Below are 17725 nucleotides of genomic sequence, written 5' to 3'. Positions count from 1 at the left end.
AAAATGATAAATAAAATAGGGAAACGTGCATTCGCCATTGTTTTTTCAGCTTCTGTACTTACTTTAGGGGCCTGTTCTTCTGCGCCTGACCAAGAAGATATCCAACGCGTTCCTAACAAATCTGCACACGCTTTGTATGAAGATGCAAAACAAACGCTCGACTCTGGTTTATACGCCCGAGCAATTGAGCTGTTAACCGCTATTGATTCACGCTACCCATTTGGCCCTTTCTCAAAGCAAGTACAAATGGATTTAGTGTATGCCCATTACCAATCAGGTAATACAGAGCAAGCATTAGCGACCATTGACCGCTTTATTCGTTTAAACCCAAACCACAAAGATTTAGATTACATGTACTACATGCGTGGCTTGGTTAACATTAAAGCAGATAAAAATGCCTTCCAAGAGTATTTTGGTATAGACAGAGCTGACCGCGATGCAAACCGTACACGTGTTGCATTTACCGATTTATCAACGCTTGTAAAACGCTTTCCAAAAAGTGATTACGCACCAGAGGCTAAACGTCGCTTAGTGTGGCTTTTAAACCGCATGGCGCGTTACGAGCTAAAAGTGGCTAATTACTACTACGAACGTGAAGCTTACCTAGCGGCCGCTAATCGTGGTAAGTACGTTGTTGAGCATTACTCGCAAAGCAGCTATTTAGAGCCTGCGCTTGAGATGATGGAAAAAAGCTACGAAAAGCTTGGCCTGACAGATTTAAGTGAGCACGCAAGACTAACGCGTGAATACAATGAATCTAACAAATAAGAATGGCAGAGGTTTTTATTTAAACCTATGTTGATTGTTTAAAAGCCCTCTCTGAGGGCTTTTTTATTGCCTAAAAATAAGACTAGTTGATGCCTGTAGCGCTTTTTAATACTTAGCGATTAGCCTTCGCACCACACTAAATATATCAATAGCAATTGCACTACACGATTGTATAGCGCTTGTTACAAAAAGATTCGCTGTTGATCTAAGTTTTGCTTTTTACAGGTGAAAAAAAAGGTAAGCCTAAGCTTACCTTTTAATTAACTCATTGCGGGTTATTAAAGTTCAAAGTCTTTTTTGAATTTTAAACCAAACTCGCTACGGTCATTACTGCGCATTACACCAACAAAACCTGACTGCTGTAAACGACCTACATCGTAAACCTCGTTTAATACGTTTTCACCGTATAAGGTTACTTCCATATCGCCATAAGGGTTAGTGTAAGAAATATTAAAACCAACTAACTCACGCGAATCAATAGTCTCGCTTTCATTGTAAACTGACTGGCCTTGCATTTCGCTTCTGAAAGAGTAGTTAGCGTTAAATGCAACGGTTGCACCACTGTCTAAATCCATAAAGTAAGAAGGGGCAATCATTACAGTCCAACGTGGTGTTAATGCCGGTGAATCGCCTTTACCAATACCTTGTACGCCTGCATCTACTTCTGTAATTTCAGAATCTAAGTAACCTACAGAGCTGCGAATTGTGAAATCGTCTGTAATGGCAACGGTAGTTTCAAGCTCAATACCTTGCGCTTTAGACTCACCTGCATTTTCAACAATCGTTACAAAACCACCGCCTGCAGTAGGGTCAGAAAATGGTAAAGCAAGGTCAGTGTAATCAGTTACAAATACAGCCAACATCATAGATACATTTTCATGTACTTGGCCTTTTAAGCCCATTTCGTAGTTAATTGCTTTAGTTTCATCAAACGATACAAACTGATCGGGGCCGCCAAATGGACGTGGAGGGAAACCGCCTGTTTGGTAACCTTTTTGAATTTGACCATAAACATTCATGTTATTGCTGATTTGATATGATGCGTTTACATCCCATGTTACAGCGTCAAACTCTGCACTTACGTATTTACGTTCAGCAAATGTTGGGAAAATCGCATCGGCATCTTTCTCATCTTTTGAGTAACGAAGGCCACCACCAATACTTAAATCATCTGTTAAATCGTAACTTGTATTAAAATATACAGCGTATGAGTTTGTTTCTTGGTTAATTTCAAAATCGCCATAGCCACCAAATGAAGGTGTAACACCATTGTTTAATAAGCCATTAGGTGTATTGAATGGGCTAAATACAAATGGACCTGAACGTGTAAAGCCATCTTCATTAAAGAAGTAAAGGCCTGATACAAAGTCCATATTGTCGTAAGTCGCATTTAGTTGAATTTCAAACGAGTATTGGTCTGCACCACCCTCTTCTGGGAATTCAGATAAATTAAGTGGTGAGGCATCATCATCAAGTCCACCTTCGTATTCAGAAGTACGGTAACTTGAAATAAATTTAGCCGTGTACGTATCATCAATTGCCCAATCAGCAGTAAATGACGTACCCCACCCTGAGTAAGACGTAGATTCAATACCTGCAACGGTAGTGCCTAAATCATCAGGGTCAGATGGGATCATATCCTGTGTTAATAAAGGAAAGTCACCATTAAATACATCATTTGCATCAAGCGGCTCAGTTAACTCAATAGTGTAAGGCGATTGACCCGACTCGTTATCAACACCGTCAAGTGAAAAAGTAAACGCTAAATCGCTATTGGCTTGCCATTTAAGGGCTACGCGACCGCTAAACTCTTCTTCTTCACCAATTTCTTTTTCTGGGTTAGCTAAATTGACAGCTTCACCAACACCATCGCGCGTTTTGTATGATGCACTTGCAGACATACTTACTTCATCTGTTAGCGAGTTATTAAAATATACATCGCCAGCAATACGTCCGCGGCTACCAATTTTAGCTGTAGTTGAAACAATCCCTTCATCACCTGGTTGCTTAGTAATTACATTTACTGCACCACCTAAGGTATTACGACCATATAATGTACCTTGAGGTCCACGTAGAACTTCAACACGCTCTACATTTGGTAACGATAAGTTTGACCCCATCTGACGGCCTAAGTAAACACCATCTAAATAAACACCTACACCCGGATCGGTTGTAATTATGTGATCTTGTAGACCAATACCACGAATAAACACAGAGGCATGCGCCGCATTACCTACACCGTAGCGAGTGATATTTAAGTTTGGAACGTATTTACCAATATCTTCTAGGTTACTCATATTGGCTTTATCAATTAGGTTAGCACCAATTGATGTGATAGCGGTTGGAGATTCAAACAAGCTCTCTGTACGTTTACGAGCTGTAACTTCGATTTTTTCAAACGCGTCTTGTTTTGCTGTTGTTTTAGCTTCTTCAGCATTTACTGAGGTAGTTAGTGCAGCGACAATTGCGAGGCTTAACTGTGAGAGTTTGCGTAGTTTCAAAATATTCTCCAAAGGATACCGTATAATTTAGTTATGCGAACTTATTGGCTTGAGCAATAAATTTTGGGCATAAAAAAAGACGCCTAATAGCATCTTTCCTCTGGAAGGGCATTATATTACATATTTGTGAAGAAATGTATAAAAATTTTCATTTAATAAACATACAGGTACAAATTAATTATAACTTTTGATTATTGTTGGATAACCTACACAAAAAAATGGGCCTTTTGCTAAAAAGTAATCACGTTATACACACTCTAATTTTGTGCACCTTTTATGTTTACATATAAGAGAACCATTATTCCATAAAGCACATTAATTAAAGCTTCGTATAGCTTATCGAACTATGCACTATGATTGATATTAACCAAAAATAGCAATATAGTATTACTATTGCATCTACGGACAGAAATTATGGATATTAAAAATACTCCAATACGCTATATAAAGTGCTTTAATAGTCCAGACTATACTTCACTTTTCTGTGTAGCAGCTAACTACAACATTTTATTAGTTAATTACCAAGCACTTAATGTAATCACAACTTATGAACTTATCAATAAGTTTATGCAAGATAACGGTTATAAAAGCTTAGTTATTTTTGATGTTCCAAAAAATAGTGACGTATTAGCTTTAAAAGAATGGCCTAATTTAAAGGGACTTTTTTACGAAAGTTCAGATGACTCCCTTTTTCAACAAGGCCTTGAAGCTATTGAACAAGGTAAGCTCTGGTTTCCCCGTGATGTCACTGACAGCTGGATGAGACAAATGTTAGCCACTGAACAGCAAACCACCCTGCAATCAAGTAACCTTACTTGTAAAGAAATTAAAGTATTAAACTTGCTTTTCTCCGGTCTACACTCCAGTGCTATTGCAGATAGCTTATTTATAAGTGAAGCCACTGTCAGAGTGCATTTACATAAAATTTATCAAAAAATATCTGTAAAAAACAAACAACAAGCATTGCTTTGGTGCCAAAAAAACTTAAGTAAAGTTAATAATTAAGTGGGCTTATTTGAAAACGAATAACATCTGAATACTCTCCAGCGGCTTGACGTGTGAAGTCCTCCAATTGAATGCTAAGCGGAATGTAAAACTCAGTCTGGCCAGAATACGAAAAGTTTAGACTTGAAGCTTTTACTAAGTTAATTTCTTCTGAGCCTAACTGCAATGTATAGCTAATACCATATTTATTACTAAAAATAGAGTGTAATAAACGACTTTTATTCTCTGAGGTTACATTAAGTTGAACATCCGTATTAGTCACTATTTGTAAGCTAGGTAACATGGTGTATTTTTCTGCTGGCTTCAATTCTCCCAAATAAACAGTATTAGAAAAAGTGTTATAACCTAATAAAGATAAACTAGTTCGGGGTTGAATATTAGTTTCAATCTCGATTTCTATTTCATCTACGGTTTGCTTATTTTCATCATAGAGTCTCAACTCAAGCCTATCAGTGTAATACCCTGCTTTTACTGGCGTCCCTGCGGGGATCACTAGCCTGATATCTACTTTGCTATTGTTAAGCTTAACCTGATTGATGCTCCTACTTAACAACTGATTTTCTAGACGAATTTGATAGTCAATAAATTGAGAGTTACTTTTAAGGTATCCTTGGTTTTGCGAAGAAAGACTAAAATACAAAGTACAATCCGACGTATTTATTGTGTCTACTCGAATTGTCTTCTCAGCATCGACTTGTGATTTTACGTGATAAAAAGACAGGTCATCAAACAAATATTCAATTTCCCCAATACTTGCATCACACTGAGCATTAACTCTACTTGCCATAGTTAGTAAAAATATACTTATTGCTAAATACACAATTTTAATGAACATAAATAACCCCTTTTCGTTGAAGTTGCTCTGCATCACGAACCTCTATTAAAAATGTAGTACTATCTTTATTTTGTAAGGTCACTTTATACTGGCAAGGAGCAAGGCCAGTTATTGCAAAGCGGCCCCGCTTATTTGTGAAGAATGTATACTCTTTGGCCGATGCTTTATCTTGACAAATAGCCTTTCCAACCATTAAGGCTAAGGGGCTCTCGTCCTTACTTCGAAGAGTTGCAATAACAGAAATATTTGCTGCAGTCCCAATTATTGCCTTATGTCCAGTTTTGTATTTAGGGTAAAAGCTAAGCATGCCAGAGCCCATATCATAGCCAGGGGCTAGATCATCAATATCAACAGGAATGTTAATATTGTCATATGAGCTCAAATCATTAAGTAATATAGTTTTGAAATCTCTATTATCAGCTCTATAGTCATTTTCAACTCGGCCTAATGTTATCACTTTATTTTCTAAACTTTTGTGGGCGTTAACCAAAGCAAAGCTATCGTATATAGGCTTTCCAAATGCCCATGCATCATCTGCAAAAGCTATGCTAGATGAGAGGCTTACACGACTTTGATGATAAGCAGAGCGAGCATTTAAATCTTTATAAAAACTTGCATGTTCAAGGTTAGCAGCAAAACGGTTTGCGTTATATTGCATGTTTAAATCAAAGATAGTTTTATTTAATTCGTTGCTCTCTAAACCAGCTCGAAAGTTCAAAGCACCGACAAAACGCTGATTACTGTCTTGGGTAAATTCTAGCCTCGTTTTATCACGTCTAGACTGGTGGGATAGTTTAACTCTATGCTGGTTATTAAATTTATAGGTAAATGATAAATTTATACCCCACTCTCGCTCACCTTTTAACTCATCCCATTGCGCCCCTGCAGTATATCTCCACTGACTATTTACCAAGTCGCCTGAGAAATTGACTCCCAGCGATTTATCAAATTGAACACTTTGATGATCTCGGGAAATATTTGTAAAAAAAGAGGCTAACGTTCTATCGTTAACATAATAACTATAACTCGCCTGTGCATAGTGTTCTCTATAGCGGTTATTAAACGTATCTTGAGACCTAAAACCTAAAGCTGTAAAGTCTTTTGAACTGTATTCATAACCGAGCGTTAGCTCACTTCCTAAGTTGCTTATATTATAGCTACTATAAACAGTACGGTAAGCGTATCCTTGGCGTTCCGCGAAGCTAAATGCGCCCTCAAATGCCAGTCGCCCTATTTGAGCTGCATAGATTTGTTTAAAGCCAATTTGTTGCGCGTATTTATCTCCCTGCGCTGTAACTCCTGCAGTCCAACTTGGGGTCAGGCCATAATCCAGATAGGCACTGAGGAAGGGAGAATCTGGTTCATACTCGAGTTTATCGCCAGCTTCAGCAGGAACGCCTAAGTGAATTTCATATTCAAGCTGCCCTTGTGCAAATAGATCTAAGCCAGTTGCAACATCAAAGTTTACATAGCGCACAACGCCAGCTATATCAGTAATTTTTAGAGAGATATTATTGCTGCCTTCGCTCAAAGGTATGTCATCTAAAGAATAAATACCCGCAACCAAATTAAGGCGCTGAATAATTCGTTCATCGACATATACCTCTACACTTGAAGGGCTTTGAAGAGTAAAGCTACGTGAAGCGGTTGGCCTTATGGGCCTGTCTGATAATAGAGAAAAGTCATGTGCTATTGAAAAACCTAACAAGCGAGAGGAGTTTTGGAAATAACCGCCTGAACTAAAGTTATCCCCTAGAGAAAGGCGCATGCCTAAGCTAGGTAGATCATGAATAAGCCTAGTTCCTTGCCGCTTAAAGTTTGATGAAGCAGGCTGCGATATTTTATTATATTCAAATTCATTTTCTAACACCCACCCTTGCCAACTAGCTACAATTTCTGAGCGTAATGCATATTGCTCTTGAACTTGCTGCTGTTCCTTATCATCTTGATGTACGTAGCTTGCATAAGCGTTAATAAAACCACTAGTGTTAGCTGGCTCGATAGCCTTTAACTTTTTCCTTCGTTTTTGCGCACTTAATTTTTGTGGGCGAGTTAACTCTACGGGAACAACAACGTCCAAACTAAAATCGCTCATATCAAACTCAACGCTAAAACCCAGTTCCCTTAATGAAGTTACCGCTAAAGTATTGTCTTTTAATATCTTTAATAGTTCTCTCTCTTTTTCTTCAAGTAAAATTTCGCTAAGGTGTGGCTCTAACTCGTTCCACTGTAAAAAAAGTGCATCATCTTTATCGACTTTAAGTGAGACTTGACCTATTGGACTTTTATTTAATTGAACTGACACATTAAGTTCAATTGTCCTGCTAGAAGGGTTTATTTGTGCTAACACGCTAAGTGGTAAAAAAAATATAGCGAAGAGGAACACTGCTGAAGTTTTCATTGCACCAGATCTAAACTTAAATGCCCTACCTCACGGCTCTCAATATTTTCAGGTAGCTTAACTTTTATGGTCTGTGTGGCATAAGGCGCAAAAAAAACATCGTACCCCTTCTCCAATAAAGCTTGTTTTTCAAAAGTAGCTACAACGGATTTATTTGTAGTTACTTTAATTTTATAGTCACTGAGCCGCGCAGCCCCTTCTCCTTCATTTTTGATTTGGGCTAAAAGCTCCCCACTTTCTATTTTAGAAGTCAGTATTTTTAAGTTAGGTGAATATATATCCCTGTCTACATGAACAACTAAATTTACATTCATTAATATTTTAAGTTGCGAGGTATCACTACCAATATTAGAAGCCAAAGGCTGCTCAACTAAACTTACTTGATAACTTTTATCATATTTCGGAAAACTCTCAGCAACCCACCTAAATTGAATTTTCTGACCTTGCCCCTCTTGTAAAAATAAAGAGGGAGGAAAGACCCATAATGGAGAATCTTCCAACTTTTTTAACGATGGGCTAGATTCAGAAAAATTAATTTCAAACACTTCAATATCAAATGCAATCTCTCTAGGTAATTGATTGTAAATAAAACTAGAAGGTATTTTTGAGGGTTTATCCGGTGATAATGTGATCACCATAGGTGTTACTTCCAGAGCCTCTACCGAAATAGAAATACTACATATTAGTATCATTAAACATCGGGAGAACCACTGAACACAAAACATTAGAATATAACCTCTAACTCACTATCAGCAGCTTGAAACTCTTTTGGTATTGAAATTGAAATATTGCTTTTTGAATTTGGAAGTAAAATCTTACCTGATAGGGCTCTACTTAGATCCATTCCTTCTAAAATTAACACTTTACCCTTAGATTTAATATTCCACTGAGCTTTAGAAAGGCGTACATATTTATTTCCATGGTTTTCTAGCAACACACCCCATTGATTTTCTGCTAATTGTTTTTTTTCTTTAATTATTAGGTTAGCTTTAGCATTATCGGGAACAACGTTAAATAGCGTTCTAAAACTGAGTGACATACCAACACCAGATTGGGCATTTTCGTTCAAGTTAACTGACACTTGTTCTACGGTGATTCGATAAGACTTAGAGTGGTTAATAATAGGTTCGCCAATATATCTAACAATAACCGATTGACTATTTCCCGGTGGGATAATCGTTGTCATAGGAATAATTAAGAAGTCTTCTTCGTTTATCTCTAAAGACTCAACACCAGTATCACTTATGTTCATATTAAATGCTGAAACATCAATAGTTAATGGTTTATCAGATGGGTTTGTAATTCGAAGTGTTTGCTGTGACTGACTCCCCTGCGAGCTGAGATCGGCTACCATGGGTATCACCTGAAAGGCACTGACTGAAAAAGAAAGCAAACAAAATATAAAGATAAATAAAACATGCATAGAATTCCCTCCTAAATAAAGGCAGTGCATAGTCACTGCCTTTTTATTTAATTTATTTAACTTTAGTTTGCTGTAACAGTTAGCATTAGAGTATCAGCATAAGTACCTGCGTATACCGGTGTCTCAATTACTTCTAAGTCAATCATTCCTGCAACGCCCGACGTTGCTAATGTATTGTTGCCGCCATTACTTTGAGAAACGCTTTGATCATTGATGCCATTATCAGCTGTCAAAGTAAAGTCATATGCGCCTGCTGTTAAGCGAGCGGTGTACCCTATCCCTCTGTCTTCATGATCAGCGTTTTGAAGATGACCCTCAGAAGTGGTTAAAGTAAGTGTTGCACCATCCACATCATTACATTTCAAATCAAAGTTAACGCTTGTTGTATCCCCCATTGCAAGAGTTGGAAAGTAGTGATTTGTTGCAATATTACTTACTTCACATACGGATGCGACTGCACCGCCTACGTTTAAGTTATCTGCTAGTGCTGAACCAGATGAGATTGCTGCGATTGCTGAAATTACGATTAGTTTTTTCATTGTTATATTCCTTATCCATGTGACATATAGTTTGTTTTGTTAAATAAATGTGCGTTTAAAGCACGCCACCCGATACTACTGATGGTGTCATTTCTATGCGGATCACATCCTGGTAGCTTCCTGCATATATCAAGGGGTCATCTAGAGTTAACTGAATCTCAGCAATGCTATCAAATAAGATATCATCAATATTAAAGCTATATGTCGATTTGGTTGCCTGTGCCGATACAGACACACTTTTGTTGGCACCTTCCAATGACCAGTTAATATTATATGAACTTACTCTACTGCTTTGCTCATGACTTAAACCACCATTAAGAGACTGCATTGATATTCTCATTGGCGAATTACAGTTTATCTCTAATGTTGTATTAGCAACGCCACTAGAAGAAAACTCTAGGTTATTATTTTGTGAGGTAAATTCACACACCGGAGAAATATGCCCCACCAATGTAATACTTACTTCATCGTTACTATATGCATTGGATGCAAAGCAACATAATACTAACCATGCAAGCCTCTTCATCACTGTCACTTCCTTTGAACTACCTTGCTAATACAGTGGTAATGTTAAGCTAAAATTCAGGTTTAGAAAGTTGTTATTTGATTACAAAACAAAGGGTAAGACTAAATACACTGTAGCTAAGCATACCGTTTGGTATAAACATTTAAGTGACTCGTAATCGATAAAGGTAGCCTCTTTATTATTATCACTCTCTTAAAGTCCGCTTTAACGCTATGTTTAATGTTTATAAACAAGCAAAACGTAAGATAAATAAGAGATAAACAACCAATTAAACAGTAATTACTATTTTATAAATTATTAGATAAACAACTTTGATAAATTTAAGTAATTTTTAACTTCAATAAAATCAACAACTTTGATTGCCAAAAGCCGATAACCAACAATTGTAAACTTCAATATAAACAAAATGCTTAATTCTTTTTTACTAACTAGCTAAAATTATTAGATAAAAACTAAAATCACTTCTATAATCCCCATGAAATCAACAGCTAAATGACAAGTAAGAAATATATATTAAAAAACTATCTGTAGCAGTAGCAATATATGCCGTACTTGCACCTAGTTACACGAGTGCTGAAGTTTGTATAAATGGCTTTGCATCTATATTAGGTGGCAAAAGTCTAGACAGGGAGCAAACTTTATATGGGTATGGTGACGATATCTCATTTAAAAATGTGGGTGTATTTGCATTAATAGTTATCTGCCAATCTTCAGGAAATGATCAGCGGAAATAATTGTGCGTGATAAAGATAGCTATGGCGTTACTTTTGATTAGGTGTAAGTTACTTATAAATATAGTGATAGCAGCGCTTTATTATCTGATGAGGGAGCCAATGAGAAGCAATGTAGACTAGTTCATTCAACAATACTAAAGTAAATTATGCTTTTTAAATTATGTGCCTACAAAGCATTGTAAGTTAATAAACCTTAAAAGGAATAAGCGATTAATAAGCGAGCAAGTTGAAAATTTCCCATAAAAAAACCAGTAGCATTGCTGCTACTGGTTTTATAATTTGGTGCGGATGGGGGGACTTGAACCCCCACGCCCGAAAGCACTACCCCCTCAAGGTAGCGTGTCTACCAATTCCACCACATCCGCATTTTTAAGCTTTCGCTTAGGTGTTAAACTTATTGACTTACATGAGGAGTATAAGTCGTTCAACGTTAGCTTTACGCTAAATTAGTTTGGTACGTCAGAGCTCTGCTGTTGAGTAACAGGTACGTCTTCTTCTGCTGGCGCTACAGTTTCTACTGCAGGTGCTGCTTCAAGGTTTTCCCACTCATCGGTCTTTTTAATTTGACCGGCAGTTAAGTTACCTAACACAATACTTAAAACAAAAAACACTGTTGCTAAGCTTGTTGTTGTTTTGGTCATGAAGTTACCTGCACCTGATGAGCCAAAAACTGTGCCCGAAGCACCGGCACCAAATGAAGAACCCATGTCTGCGCCTTTACCTTGCTGGATTAAAACCATACCAACTAAAGCTAAAGCAACAACTAAATAAACTACTAATAAAATTTCGTACATCTTATACGGTCCCTTTTGCACTGTTACAGATTGCAGTGAACGAATCTGCTTTTAGACTAGCTCCACCAATAAGGCCGCCGTCTATATCTGGTTGTGCAAATAATAATTCGCTATTTTTTTCGTTAACGCTACCACCATATAAGATGGTAAGCCCTTGTGCTAAATCGCTATCTAATGAAGCAATTTTGTCACGGATAAATTTATGAACAGCTTGTGCCTGTTCTGGCGATGCAGTCTTACCTGTGCCTATGGCCCAAACGGGCTCGTATGCTATCACAGAATCTTTCAGTGCTGCTACACCTAATTTCTCAATTACTGCATCAATTTGTGCAGCAACCACGTGTTCGGTTTGACCGTTTTCTTGTTCGCTCTCGCTTTCGCCGATACACAAGATAGGTGTTAGTCCTACTTGCTGTGCACGGGCAAATTTTGCGGCTACGGTTGCATTGCTTTCTTTGTAAATACTGCGTCGCTCTGAATGACCTACGAGTACATACTTAGCACCTAAATCTTTAATAAGCTGAGCATCCACTTCACCAGTAAAGGCGCCTGGGGTATTTTCACTTAACGTTTGGGTACCCGTGGTAACACCACTGTCAACCAGTGCTGATACTAATGGAAATGGAGGAAATAAAACAATGTCTATCTCATTTGATTTAACACTGTTAATGGCATCAGACAGTTGAGTGACAAGCTCTAAAGAGCCATTCATTTTCCAGTTGCCTGCGACCATTGCCTTACGTATTGCCATTTTCCACTCCAGATTAGAAAGCGGGCGAGATATTAACTTTTCTCGCCCTAAGTTACAAGAGGTTATTGTTCTCAATCAGTTTATTTGCTCATAGATTCGACAACTGCTGCAATTTTTTGCGCACTGTCTATGACTATTTTTTCTTGTTCGGCTTCAACCATAACACGTACTACAGGTTCAGTGCCTGATTTACGAAGTAAAACACGGCCTTTTTCGCCTAAAGCTTGCTCTACTTGCGCAACCGCATCTTGTACTTCTGGTGCTTGTGTAGGGTCTGTGCCAGGTGTGTAACGTACATTAATCATTTTCATTGGGTACTTTGTAAAACCAGCCCCTAAATCTTGTAATGTGCGATTTTGAGCCACCATTGCAGCCAATACCTGAAGGCTTGAAATGATACCGTCGCCCGTGGTGATTAAATCGAGGTTTAATACATGGCCTGAGCTTTCACCGCCAATTCTCCACCCCTTTTGCTGCAGCATTTCCATTACATAACGGTCGCCAACTTTACTGCGCGCAAATTCAATTCCTTTTGCTTTTAATGCATTTTCAAGCCCCATGTTCGACATAACCGTGCCAACAACACCACCACCTAGCATATGATCTTCAGCCGCTTGGCAGGCAATAATGTAAACTAAGTCATCACCGTCAAATACGCGACCGTTGTGATCAACCATCATTACGCGATCACCATCACCATCGTAAGCAATACCCACATCGGCTTTATGCTCTAGCACTTTGCGCTTTAACGTATCAACGTGTGTAGCACCACATTCATGGTTTATATTCACCCCATTAGGCTCACATGCATGAGTAATCACTTCAGCGCCTAGCTCACGCATTACCGACGGTGCAATATGGTAGGTTGCGCCATTGGCACAATCTAGTACAACTTTTAAACCTTCAAGTGATAAGCCTTGTGGAAATTGGCTTTTACAAAATTCAATATAGCGCCCATCAGCACTTACTAAGCGCGAGGCTTTACCAAGTTTATCTGAGGCAACACAGGTCATTGGTTCATCAAGCATCGCTTCAATTTGTAGCTCAACGTCGTCATCCAATTTTAAGCCTTGGCCATTAAAAAACTTAATCCCGTTATCGTAATATGGGTTATGCGATGCACTAATTACAATACCTGCTTCGGCTCTGAACGTTTGCGCTAAATATGCAACAGCGGGCGTTGGCATTGGCCCAAGCAGTACGACATCTATTCCTGCGGCAATTAAACCAGCTTCAAGCGCGGTTTCTAGCATGTAGCCTGAAATACGGGTATCTTTACCTATAATTACTTTTTTTGTTCCACTTAGAGACAAAACTCGACCTGCGGCCCAGCCTAATTTCATTGCAAACTCAGGGTTAATTGGAGCTGTGCCCACTAAACCACGTACCCCATCGGTACCAAAATATTTTCTTTCGCTCATTATAAAGCTCCTTTTTCGCAAGCTTGGAGTACACCAAGCACATCTGCTGTTTCTTTTACATCGTGTACACGAATAATTTTTGCGCCATTTTGCGCGGCAATTAGCGCACCGGCTAAGCTGCCCGCTAATCGCTCATCTGTTTTTCTGTTTAGCAAATTACCTATCATCGACTTGCGTGAAAGACCTGCTAAAAGCGGTAGTGCAAATTTATTAAATGCATTAAATTTAGCAAGTATTTCAAAATTATGCTCTAGGGTTTTGCCAAAGCCAAAACCTGGGTCGAGGATAAGTTGCTCCACCTTAATACCCGCTGTTTCGCATGCGCTTATACGCTGCTCAAAAAAGAGGTTAATTTGCGCTAGCAAGTCAGTATAAGTGGGTTCACTTTGCATTGTCCGTGGCTGCCCTTGCATATGCATCAAACAAATTGCTACATCGGGATACTTAGCGAGTGTGCTAAGTGCGTGGGGCTCTTGTAATGCACGTACGTCGTTAACTATATCAGCACCTGCTAAAATCGCCTGCTCCATGACCTGCGCTTTACTGGTATCTACCGATATAACGCAGTCACTTTTAGCTCTAATGGCTTTTATTGCAGGTATCACACGATTAAGTTCATCGTCTAAATTAACATCTGGCGCGCCTGGGCGTGTAGACTCCCCGCCAATATCAATGATAGTTGCACCCTCGTCTAGCAACTGCATTGCCTGTTGCACCGCGTGCGCTGTATCTAAAAACTTTCCACCATCAGAAAATGAATCTGGGGTCACATTTAAAATACCCATCACACATGGTTTTTCTAAATTAAGTTTACGCCCACGGGGAAGGTTTATTATGTTAGTCATCGCCAACCTTTTAGTTATTTGATACAAAAAAGCCCCGAAGTACGGGGCTTTTAAAGTATTATTTTAACGATTATTCAGCTTTATCATCAAGGTTTGTTTCATCTTTTTTCGATGAATCATCCGATTTTTGGCTTTCATCAACCGGCTTTTCTTGAGGTGCGACTGTTTTAGTTGGCTTATCGTCTAAACGGTCGTGTGCATCACGTGGTTCACGCACAGGCTGACGCGCCATTAAATCATCAATTTGTTTAGCATCAATTGTTTCATATTTCATTAATGCATCTTTCATCGCATGAAGAATATCAATATTTTCTTTTAATATATCTTCTGCTCTTTGATAATTACGGTCTGAGAATAAGCGTACTTCGGCATCAATTACTTTAGCTGTTTCATCAGACATGCTCATTGCGCGACCACCGCCGCCACCCATGTACATCTCGTTTTGATCTTCAGCGTAAAGTAACGGACCTAGTTTTTCACTCAAGCCCCACTGCGTTACCATTTTACGTGCAATATCTGTTGCACGCTCAATGTCGTTACTCGCACCCGTTGTTACTTTGTCTTCGCCATAAATAAGTGCTTCAGCAATTCGGCCACCGTAAAGGCTTGAAATCATTGACTCTAAAAGCTCTTTAGAATGGCTAACACGGTCCTGTTCAGGCAGGTACATAGTTACACCAAGGGCACGGCCACGTGGAATAATCGACACTTTATAAACTGGGTCGTGCTCAGGCACCATACGGCCAACAATAGCATGGCCCGCTTCATGGTAAGCCGTCATTTCTTTCTCTTGCTCACTCATCACCATGGTCTTGCGCTCAGCACCCATCATGATTTTATCTTTAGCAGCATCAAATTCAGCCATACTTACAACACGTTTATTACCACGTGCGGCATAAAGTGCGGCTTCGTTTACAAGATTTGCTAAATCAGCACCAGAGAAACCAGGCGTACCACGTGCAATAACTGCCGCTTCTACGTTATCGCCTAATGGCACTTTACGCATATGTACTTTAAGAATTTGCTCACGGCCACGAATATCAGGCAAACCAACCACTACTTGACGGTCAAAACGACCAGGACGAAGTAATGCAGGGTCTAGTACGTCAGGGCGGTTAGTTGCCGCTATAACAATAATACCTTCGTTACCTTCAAAACCATCCATTTCTACTAACATTTGGTTTAGTGTTTGTTCACGTTCGTCGTGTCCCCCACCCATGCCAGCGCCACGCTTACGACCTACAGCATCAATCTCATCTATAAAGATAATACAGGGTGCAGCCTTTTTAGCTTGCTCAAACATGTCACGTACACGCGATGCGCCCACACCAACAAACATTTCAACAAAGTCAGAGCCTGAAATGGTGAAAAACGGTACTTTTGCTTCACCGGCTACGGCTTTTGCAAGTAATGTTTTACCTGTACCAGGAGGACCTACCATTAGTACGCCCTTAGGAATACTACCACCAAGTTTTTGGAACTTAGAAGGGTCACGTAAAAAGTCTACTAACTCTGTTACGTCGTCTTTTGCTTCATCACAACCTGCTACATCAGCAAAAGTTGTTTTAACTTGGTCTTCGCTCATCAGGCGCGCTTTGCTTTTACCAAACGACATTGCGCCTTTACCGCCACCGCCTTGCATTTGACGCATGAAGAATATCCATACACCTATAAGCAGCAACATTGGGAACCAAGAGATAAAAATACTTGCTAAAAACGATTGTTCTTCAGGCTGAACGCCTTTCACATTTACATCATTTTTAAGTAAATCATTAATTAAGTCTTCATCGTACATTGGCATTGTGGTTTGAAAACGCTCACCACTGCTTTTAGTACCTGTAATATTACCCGTTCCACGGTCAATAATAACTTCTTGTAAAGAGCCGCTACGCACGTCTTTTACAAATTGAGTGTAACTTGTTTGACGATCAACTTGATCGCCGCCATTAAAGCTCTGAAATACTGACATTAGCACAACTGCAATAACCAGCCAGAGTATTAGATTTTTCGCCATATCGCTCAAGGGGTTAACCTCTTGTATCCAATTAATTTAAATTCAACTAAACGCCAAGCAACTGTACTACAGTTTGTAGCCGGTCGCTACTATATATACTTCCCGAGAACGGGCACGTGAGGCATCAGGTTTGCGTATTTTCACTGCTTTAAAACTATTACGAACGTCTTGCAAGTATTGATCAAAGCCTTCACCTTGAAACACTTTAACAACAAATGCACCATTTTTCTTTAATACTTGATGACACATATCAAGTGCTAATTCTACCAAATACATGCTACCCGCTTGATCTACCGAGTTATTACCGCTCATATTTGGTGCCATGTCAGAGAGTACCACATCAACATTTTTACCATCAATGCGTTTTAACAATGCATCAAGTACGGCTTCTTCACGAAAATCGCCTTGTAAAAAGTCAACCCCCGCAAGTGAGTCCATAGGTAATATGTCACACGCAACAACCTGACCTTTATCAGATACTTTCTCGGCTAAGTATTGTGACCAGCTACCAGGTGCAGCACCTAAATCAACAACGGTCATACCAGGGCGAAGCAGTTTATCTTTATTTTGGATCTCATCTAATTTGAAAACAGCTCGAGAACGCCAGCCTTTTTTTTGCGCTTGCTGAACATATTGATCATCAAAATGTTCTTTCAGCCATCGCTTTGAACTGGCTGAATGTTTTTTATTTGTCATAAATTAACACGCAACTAATTAGTAATATTCTTTAGATGGCGTTAGAATACCCTTAATTCAAGCCATATTCAGCAAAATTTGTATAAACATGACATTATCAAACAAACAAAAGCAGTTTTTAAAAGGTCAGGCACATAGCCTTAAGCCTGTAGTTTTACTAGGTTCTAACGGTTTAACCGAGGGCGTAGTAGTCGAAATTCAAAGTGCATTAGAAATTCACGAATTGATTAAAGTAAAAGTACCTACTGACGATCGTGAAACAAAAGCACTTATTTTTGATGCAATCGTTCGTGAAACCGGCGCTACTAAGCTACAAACAATAGGTCACACTGTTGTATTGTATCGTCAAAGTGCAGAAAAAAAGATTCAATTACCACGCGCATAAGTTAATTGTGCAGTGAGCTTTTTATAAAAAACCAGCATTAAGCTGGTTTTTTTATTATATGTGCTTATTTATGCCTTTTACCTTTAA

16 protein-coding genes, 1 tRNA gene and 1 pseudogene are annotated in these 17725 nt (G+C 38.9%); 4 read left to right on the top strand and 14 right to left on the bottom strand.

All coding sequences use genetic code 11. The features are described from left to right. The first annotated feature begins 3 nt into the window (after positions 1 to 3). Positions 4 to 768: an outer membrane protein assembly factor BamD gene (locus PSH48_RS01185; RefSeq protein ID WP_024031852.1), complete on the top strand. Its 765-nt coding sequence runs from the start codon at positions 4 to 6 to the stop codon at positions 766 to 768. A 278-nt stretch (positions 769 to 1046) separates the two neighbouring features. Here the strand turns inward: PSH48_RS01185 and PSH48_RS01180 are convergent, their stop codons facing one another. Then, positions 1047 to 3269 (bottom strand): TonB-dependent receptor, encoded by a 2223-nt coding sequence (locus PSH48_RS01180; protein WP_273610751.1) that lies wholly within the window; start codon positions 3267 to 3269, stop codon positions 1047 to 1049. 414 nt (positions 3270 to 3683) lie between these two features. Between PSH48_RS01180 and PSH48_RS01175 the strand changes: the two genes are divergently transcribed. Further along, a complete protein-coding gene (locus tag PSH48_RS01175; RefSeq protein WP_273605720.1) occupies positions 3684 to 4274 on the top strand; it encodes a LuxR C-terminal-related transcriptional regulator in 591 nt (196 codons plus the stop codon). Here the strand turns inward: PSH48_RS01175 and PSH48_RS01170 are convergent. The 6 genes from PSH48_RS01170 to PSH48_RS01145 all read right to left on the bottom strand — a co-directional run bounded on the left by PSH48_RS01170 (position 4264) and on the right by PSH48_RS01145 (position 9998). Then, positions 4264 to 5109, bottom strand: coding sequence for a hypothetical protein (locus PSH48_RS01170; RefSeq protein ID WP_138611129.1), 846 nt, complete (start codon positions 5107 to 5109; stop codon positions 4264 to 4266). The genes PSH48_RS01175 and PSH48_RS01170 overlap by 11 nt on opposite strands. Beyond that, positions 5099 to 7510 (bottom strand): fimbria/pilus outer membrane usher protein, encoded by a 2412-nt coding sequence (locus PSH48_RS01165; RefSeq protein ID WP_273610750.1) that lies wholly within the window; start codon positions 7508 to 7510, stop codon positions 5099 to 5101. The genes PSH48_RS01170 and PSH48_RS01165 overlap by 11 nt, the downstream gene beginning before the upstream one ends. Continuing rightward, a complete protein-coding gene (locus PSH48_RS01160) occupies positions 7507 to 8148 on the bottom strand; it encodes a hypothetical protein (protein WP_273610749.1) in 642 nt (213 codons plus the stop codon). The genes PSH48_RS01165 and PSH48_RS01160 overlap by 4 nt, the downstream gene beginning before the upstream one ends. An 86-nt stretch (positions 8149 to 8234) precedes the next feature. Next, entirely contained in the window at positions 8235 to 8933 is a 699-nt protein-coding gene (locus PSH48_RS01155; RefSeq protein WP_273610748.1) for a molecular chaperone, read from the bottom strand. A gap of 62 nt (positions 8934 to 8995) precedes the next feature. Then, positions 8996 to 9472: a hypothetical protein gene (locus tag PSH48_RS01150; RefSeq protein ID WP_029773456.1), complete on the bottom strand. Its 477-nt coding sequence runs from the start codon at positions 9470 to 9472 to the stop codon at positions 8996 to 8998. A gap of 55 nt (positions 9473 to 9527) precedes the next feature. Further along, entirely contained in the window at positions 9528 to 9998 is a 471-nt protein-coding gene (locus tag PSH48_RS01145) for a hypothetical protein (RefSeq protein WP_029773455.1), read from the bottom strand. Between the two features lie 512 nt (positions 9999 to 10510). Here PSH48_RS01145 and PSH48_RS01140 point away from each other — a divergent pair. Then, positions 10511 to 10724: pseudogene (locus PSH48_RS01140) on the top strand (hypothetical protein); the annotation flags it as partial. Between the two features lie 288 nt (positions 10725 to 11012). Here PSH48_RS01140 and PSH48_RS01135 read toward each other — a convergent pair. From PSH48_RS01135 to rlmE, 7 genes are all read right to left on the bottom strand, one after another. Continuing rightward, positions 11013 to 11097: transfer RNA gene (locus PSH48_RS01135), tRNA-Leu, on the bottom strand. A gap of 81 nt (positions 11098 to 11178) precedes the next feature. After that, positions 11179 to 11526, bottom strand: a complete 348-nt coding sequence (gene secG, locus PSH48_RS01130; protein ID WP_004587340.1) for a preprotein translocase subunit SecG — start codon at positions 11524 to 11526, stop codon at positions 11179 to 11181. A gap of 1 nt (position 11527) precedes the next feature. Next, positions 11528 to 12277, bottom strand: a complete 750-nt coding sequence (gene tpiA / locus PSH48_RS01125; RefSeq protein ID WP_055253015.1) for a triose-phosphate isomerase — start codon at positions 12275 to 12277, stop codon at positions 11528 to 11530. Between the two features lie 80 nt (positions 12278 to 12357). Beyond that, positions 12358 to 13698, bottom strand: coding sequence for a phosphoglucosamine mutase (glmM, locus tag PSH48_RS01120; RefSeq protein WP_004587342.1), 1341 nt, complete (start codon positions 13696 to 13698; stop codon positions 12358 to 12360). Then, positions 13698 to 14543 carry a dihydropteroate synthase gene (gene folP / locus PSH48_RS01115; protein WP_029773450.1) on the bottom strand — a complete coding sequence of 282 codons (846 nt, stop codon included), beginning with the start codon at positions 14541 to 14543 and terminating at the stop codon, positions 13698 to 13700. The genes glmM and folP overlap by 1 nt, the downstream gene beginning before the upstream one ends. Before the next feature lie 70 nt (positions 14544 to 14613). Then, positions 14614 to 16557: an ATP-dependent zinc metalloprotease FtsH gene (gene ftsH / locus PSH48_RS01110; protein ID WP_064386937.1), complete on the bottom strand. Its 1944-nt coding sequence runs from the start codon at positions 16555 to 16557 to the stop codon at positions 14614 to 14616. Between the two features lie 66 nt (positions 16558 to 16623). Then, the gene (rlmE, locus tag PSH48_RS01105; protein WP_004587345.1) at positions 16624 to 17253 is read right to left on the bottom strand and encodes a 23S rRNA (uridine(2552)-2'-O)-methyltransferase RlmE; all 630 of its coding nucleotides are present in this window, start codon (positions 17251 to 17253) and stop codon (positions 16624 to 16626) included. An 88-nt stretch (positions 17254 to 17341) separates the two neighbouring features. Between rlmE and yhbY the strand changes: the two genes are divergently transcribed. After that, positions 17342 to 17638, top strand: coding sequence for a ribosome assembly RNA-binding protein YhbY (yhbY, locus tag PSH48_RS01100; protein WP_004587346.1), 297 nt, complete (start codon positions 17342 to 17344; stop codon positions 17636 to 17638). Positions 17639 to 17725 lie beyond the last annotated feature (87 nt).

Source organism: Pseudoalteromonas sp. Angola-4 (assembly GCF_028599265.1).
In the GTDB taxonomy this organism is placed as follows: Bacteria; Pseudomonadota; Gammaproteobacteria; order Enterobacterales; family Alteromonadaceae; genus Pseudoalteromonas; species Pseudoalteromonas atlantica.
This window is presented reverse-complemented; position numbering and strand designations above follow the sequence as displayed.

What these genes read in the sequence shown, in the direction of transcription:
- glmM (WP_004587342.1), bottom strand. Translation starts at nt 13,698, where the DNA reads ATGAGCGAAAGAAAATATTTTGGTACCGATGGGGTACGTGGTTTAGTG.
- tpiA (WP_055253015.1), bottom strand. Translation starts at nt 12,277, where the DNA reads ATGGCAATACGTAAGGCAATGGTCGCAGGCAACTGGAAAATGAATGGC.
- ftsH (WP_064386937.1), bottom strand. Translation starts at nt 16,557, where the DNA reads ATGGCGAAAAATCTAATACTCTGGCTGGTTATTGCAGTTGTGCTAATG.
- secG (WP_004587340.1), bottom strand. Translation starts at nt 11,526, where the DNA reads ATGTACGAAATTTTATTAGTAGTTTATTTAGTTGTTGCTTTAGCTTTA.
- PSH48_RS01160 (WP_273610749.1), bottom strand. Translation starts at nt 8,148, where the DNA reads ATGGTGATCACATTATCACCGGATAAACCCTCAAAAATACCTTCTAGT.
- PSH48_RS01165 (WP_273610750.1), bottom strand. Translation starts at nt 7,510, where the DNA reads ATGAAAACTTCAGCAGTGTTCCTCTTCGCTATATTTTTTTTACCACTT.
- PSH48_RS01150 (WP_029773456.1), bottom strand. Translation starts at nt 9,472, where the DNA reads ATGAAAAAACTAATCGTAATTTCAGCAATCGCAGCAATCTCATCTGGT.
- folP (WP_029773450.1), bottom strand. Translation starts at nt 14,543, where the DNA reads ATGACTAACATAATAAACCTTCCCCGTGGGCGTAAACTTAATTTAGAA.
- yhbY (WP_004587346.1), top strand. Translation starts at nt 17,342, where the DNA reads ATGACATTATCAAACAAACAAAAGCAGTTTTTAAAAGGTCAGGCACAT.
- PSH48_RS01170 (WP_138611129.1), bottom strand. Translation starts at nt 5,109, where the DNA reads ATGTTCATTAAAATTGTGTATTTAGCAATAAGTATATTTTTACTAACT.
- rlmE (WP_004587345.1), bottom strand. Translation starts at nt 17,253, where the DNA reads ATGACAAATAAAAAACATTCAGCCAGTTCAAAGCGATGGCTGAAAGAA.
- PSH48_RS01155 (WP_273610748.1), bottom strand. Translation starts at nt 8,933, where the DNA reads ATGCATGTTTTATTTATCTTTATATTTTGTTTGCTTTCTTTTTCAGTC.
- PSH48_RS01175 (WP_273605720.1), top strand. Translation starts at nt 3,684, where the DNA reads ATGGATATTAAAAATACTCCAATACGCTATATAAAGTGCTTTAATAGT.
- PSH48_RS01145 (WP_029773455.1), bottom strand. Translation starts at nt 9,998, where the DNA reads ATGAAGAGGCTTGCATGGTTAGTATTATGTTGCTTTGCATCCAATGCA.
- PSH48_RS01185 (WP_024031852.1), top strand. Translation starts at nt 4, where the DNA reads ATGATAAATAAAATAGGGAAACGTGCATTCGCCATTGTTTTTTCAGCT.